Here is a 3525-nt window from a genome sequence, read left to right on the forward strand (position 1 = left end):
TCGGCGCCGGGCTGATCCAGATGGAATCCATGGGCATCTGTGGCAAGGGCCAGGCCGGCGACTTCGTGCTCGAAGGCGGCATCGCCCTGGATGGCCAGCTGCCGCTCAATACCGACGGCGGCAACATCGGCCGCGGCCATGCCTCCGGCTGCGACGGCATCCTGCACATCACCGAGCTGTTCCGGCAGCTGAGGGGTGAATCCGACAACCAGGTCAAGGGCGCGCGCATCGGCGTGTCGCAGAACCTTGGCGGTTACGCGGCGCACAACTCAGTGATTGTCCTCTCGAACGACTAAGGAGCCCGGACCATGTCCATGTACCCAGAACAGATCCACAGAATGACCACCGCCAGCATGCTTCGCGAATGGCGCGAGCATGGCGGCAAGTACCGCCTCGAAGGCAGCCAGTGCGAAGAATGCAACGAAATCTTCTTCCCCCGGCGCACCGTCTGCGGCGCTTGCAACTCCCTGAGTGTGAAGCCGTATCGCTGCGCGCGCAGTGGCAAGATCGAGGTCATGGCCCCGGCCGAGAACCCGATCCTGGCCGCCATGGGCTATGGCGAAACCGTGCCGCGCATCATGGCCATGGTGCGCCTGGACGACGGCCTGGTGATCGCTTCGGAAATCGTCGATGTGTGCGATCAGCAACAGCTGAAAGTCGGTGCGCCGGTGCGCATGGTGATCCGCAAGCATGTGCGCGAAAGCAACCTGGCCTGGCAATACGCTTATAAGTTCGTACTCGATATATAAGTTGTTATTCAAGGTGCCTTTATATAAGGCACCTTGAAGTTAGCCATTAAAATAAAATCCAACTTAAAAGTTACATCAACGGCAACTTCACGCCCCGAAGTTGCCTTAAGGCCCTGATTTCCTTTAGGGCCTACAGATTCCTGTGCCTATAAACGGGGACTATCCCCACCCCTTAACTTGTTGGCTTACTTAAAGCCAAGGACCCATCATGTCTACACTTTGCCTTCCACACGTCATGTTTCCGCAACACAAGATCACCCAGCAACAGATGGTCGATCACCTGGAAAACCTGCACGCCGACCATCCACGCATGGCCCTGGCCAAGCGCATGATCGCCAACACCGAAGTCAACGAGCGCCACCTGGTGTTGCCGATCGACGAACTGGCAGTGCACACCGGTTTCACCCACCGCAGCATCGTCTACGAGCGTGAAGCCCGGCAGATGTCGTCGGCCGCGGCGCGCCAGGCCATCGAGAATGCCGGGCTGCAGATCAGCGACATTCGCATGGTGATCGTCACTTCCTGCACCGGCTTCATGATGCCGTCGCTGACCGCGCACCTGATCAACGACCTGGCCCTGCCAACCTCCACCGTGCAGTTGCCGATCGCCCAGCTGGGCTGCGTGGCCGGTGCCGCGGCCATCAACCGCGCCAACGACTTCGCCCGGCTCGATGCCCGCAACCACGTACTGATCGTGTCCCTGGAGTTCTCCTCGCTGTGCTACCAGCCGGACGACACCAAGCTGCACGCCTTCATCTCCGCGGCGCTGTTCGGCGATGCGGTATCCGCCTGCGTGCTGCGCGCCGATGACCAGGCCGGCGGCTTCAAGATCAAGAAGACCGAGTCGTACTTCCTGCCCAAGAGCGAGCACTACATCAAGTACGACGTGAAGGACACCGGCTTTCACTTCACCCTCGACAAGGCGGTGATGAACTCCATCAAGGACGTGGCACCGGTCATGGAGCGGCTCAACTACGAGAGTTTCGAACAGAACTGTGCGCACAACGACTTCTTCATCTTCCACACCGGTGGTCGCAAGATCCTCGACGAGCTGGTGATGCACCTGGACCTGGCATCCAACCGGGTCTCGCAATCGCGCAGCAGCCTGTCGGAAGCCGGCAACATTGCCAGCGTGGTGGTGTTCGACGTACTCAAGCGGCAGTTCGATTCCAACCTCAATCGCGGCGACATCGGCCTGCTGGCGGCCTTCGGCCCGGGGTTCACCGCGGAAATGGCGGTGGGCGAGTGGACCGCCTGATGTGACTGCCTGTGCCTGTCCCACCTGACGTTGCCGGGCTGCATGGCAACGTCGGGTGGCCTCCCACGGCGCTTGCGCCGGGTTCATGGTTTCACAAGGAAGCTGAGCGATGAACACTGGAATGCCGACCACGGCTGCCAACAGCCGTTACGAAAGATCCATGGTGCTGTTGCTGTCACTGAGTTTCGGGCTGGTGGGGCTGGATCGCTTCATCATCCTGCCGCTGTTTCCGGTGATCATGCACGACCTGCAACTGGACTATCAGGACCTGGGCTACCTGTCCGCCGCGCTGGCCTTCACCTGGGGGCTGTCCGCCCTGGGCATGGGCAGCGTGATCGAGCGCCTGGGCACCCGCCGCGTGCTGGTGACCTCGATTGCCGTGCTTTCGCTACTGTCCGGTTTTTCCGCGCTGGCCACCGGCGTGCTGGGGCTGGTGATTCTGCGCGGGCTGATGGGCATCTGCGAGGGTGCCTTCACCCCCACCAGCATCATTGTCACCAATGAAGTCTCGCGCCCCGACCGGCGCGGGCTGAACCTGGGTATCCAGCAGGCGCTGTTCCCGATTCTCGGCCTGTGCCTGGGGCCGCTGATCGCCGCATACCTCCTGCAAATCACTGGCTCGTGGCGTGCGGTGTTCGCCATCATTTCCCTGCCGGGCCTGCTGCTGGCCGGCTACCTGTGGAAAATCTACCGACCGCTGCCGGCGCCCCAGGCCGACCGCACCGCAGGCACCTGGCTGGCGGCCTTCAAGAGCGGCAACGTGAGCCTGAACATCCTGATCATGTTCTGCATACTCACCTGCCAGTTCGTCCTCTGCGCCATGCTGCCCAGCTACCTGACCGACCATATGCACCTGGAAACCCTGTCCATGGCCTTCGTCATCTCGGCCATCGGCCTGGGCGGCTTCATCGGCCAATTGATCATCCCCGGCATGTCCGACCGTCTCGGGCGCAAGCCGGTGGTGTCGGTGTGCTTCATGACCAGCAGCACCCTGGTGGGCCTGCTGATCGTCAGCCCGCCCCTTCCCTGGCTGCTGTTCCTGCTGCTGTTCCTGCTGTCGTTCTTCAACTTCAGCCTGATCTGCATGACAGTCGGCCCTTTGACCAGCGAATCGGTCACCCCGGCCCTGCTGCCGGCGGCGACCGGAATCGTGGTGGGGTTCGGCGAGATCCTGGGTGGCGGGTTGTCACCGGCCGTGGCCGGGTTCGCCGCCAGCCATTTCGGCCTGCCATCGATCCTGTACGTGGCCCTGAGCGGCAGCCTGGCCGGCTTGCTGCTGTCATTCCTGCTCAAGGAACAGGCCCTCGAACCGCGCCGTTCGCGCGTGCGCGAAGCGCTGCCCATCCTCCCCGCCCCCTTGCCCCTGAAGGACTAGAGAATCATGGACGATTACCTGCTGTTGCTGGATGTCTGCCACAAGGACCAGCGCGCCATCGGGCTGTTCGACTTTCACAATGGCCGCAGCGTGCGGGCCTATTCCGAACACGGCGGGCTGTACGAGACCCTGCTGTTCTGCAG

General features: G+C 62.1%; 4 protein-coding genes. All 4 read left to right on the forward strand.

All coding sequences use genetic code 11. The annotated features are described in order from the left end of the window. Window positions 1–296, forward strand: a 296-nt coding sequence (locus F6S12_RS30520; protein WP_409999876.1) for a thiolase C-terminal domain-containing protein, incomplete at its 5' end; no start/stop codon positions are given. A gap of 12 nt (window positions 297–308) precedes the next feature. Further along, window positions 309–749 (forward strand): Zn-ribbon domain-containing OB-fold protein, encoded by a 441-nt coding sequence (locus tag F6S12_RS30525; protein WP_011064129.1) that lies wholly within the window; start codon window positions 309–311, stop codon window positions 747–749. Between the two features lie 208 nt (window positions 750–957). Next, window positions 958–2007 (forward strand): type III polyketide synthase, encoded by a 1050-nt coding sequence (locus tag F6S12_RS30530; protein WP_011064130.1) that lies wholly within the window; start codon window positions 958–960, stop codon window positions 2005–2007. Between the two features lie 109 nt (window positions 2008–2116). Then, window positions 2117–3382 carry an MFS transporter gene (locus F6S12_RS30535; RefSeq protein WP_053154437.1) on the forward strand — a complete coding sequence of 422 codons (1266 nt, stop codon included), beginning with the start codon at window positions 2117–2119 and terminating at the stop codon, window positions 3380–3382. The last annotated feature ends 143 nt before the right edge of the window (window positions 3383–3525 follow it).

The sequence above is a fragment of the Pseudomonas sp. JV245A genome (assembly GCF_032424515.1).
GTDB classification, from domain to species: domain Bacteria; phylum Pseudomonadota; class Gammaproteobacteria; order Pseudomonadales; family Pseudomonadaceae; genus Aquipseudomonas; species Aquipseudomonas protegens.

Excerpts from the sequence above, each read along its gene's own strand:
- F6S12_RS30530 (WP_011064130.1), top strand. The coding sequence starts at position 958 with ATGTCTACACTTTGCCTTCCACACGTCATGTTTCCGCAACACAAGATC.
- F6S12_RS30525 (WP_011064129.1), top strand. The coding sequence starts at position 309 with ATGTCCATGTACCCAGAACAGATCCACAGAATGACCACCGCCAGCATG.
- F6S12_RS30535 (WP_053154437.1), top strand. The coding sequence starts at position 2,117 with ATGAACACTGGAATGCCGACCACGGCTGCCAACAGCCGTTACGAAAGA.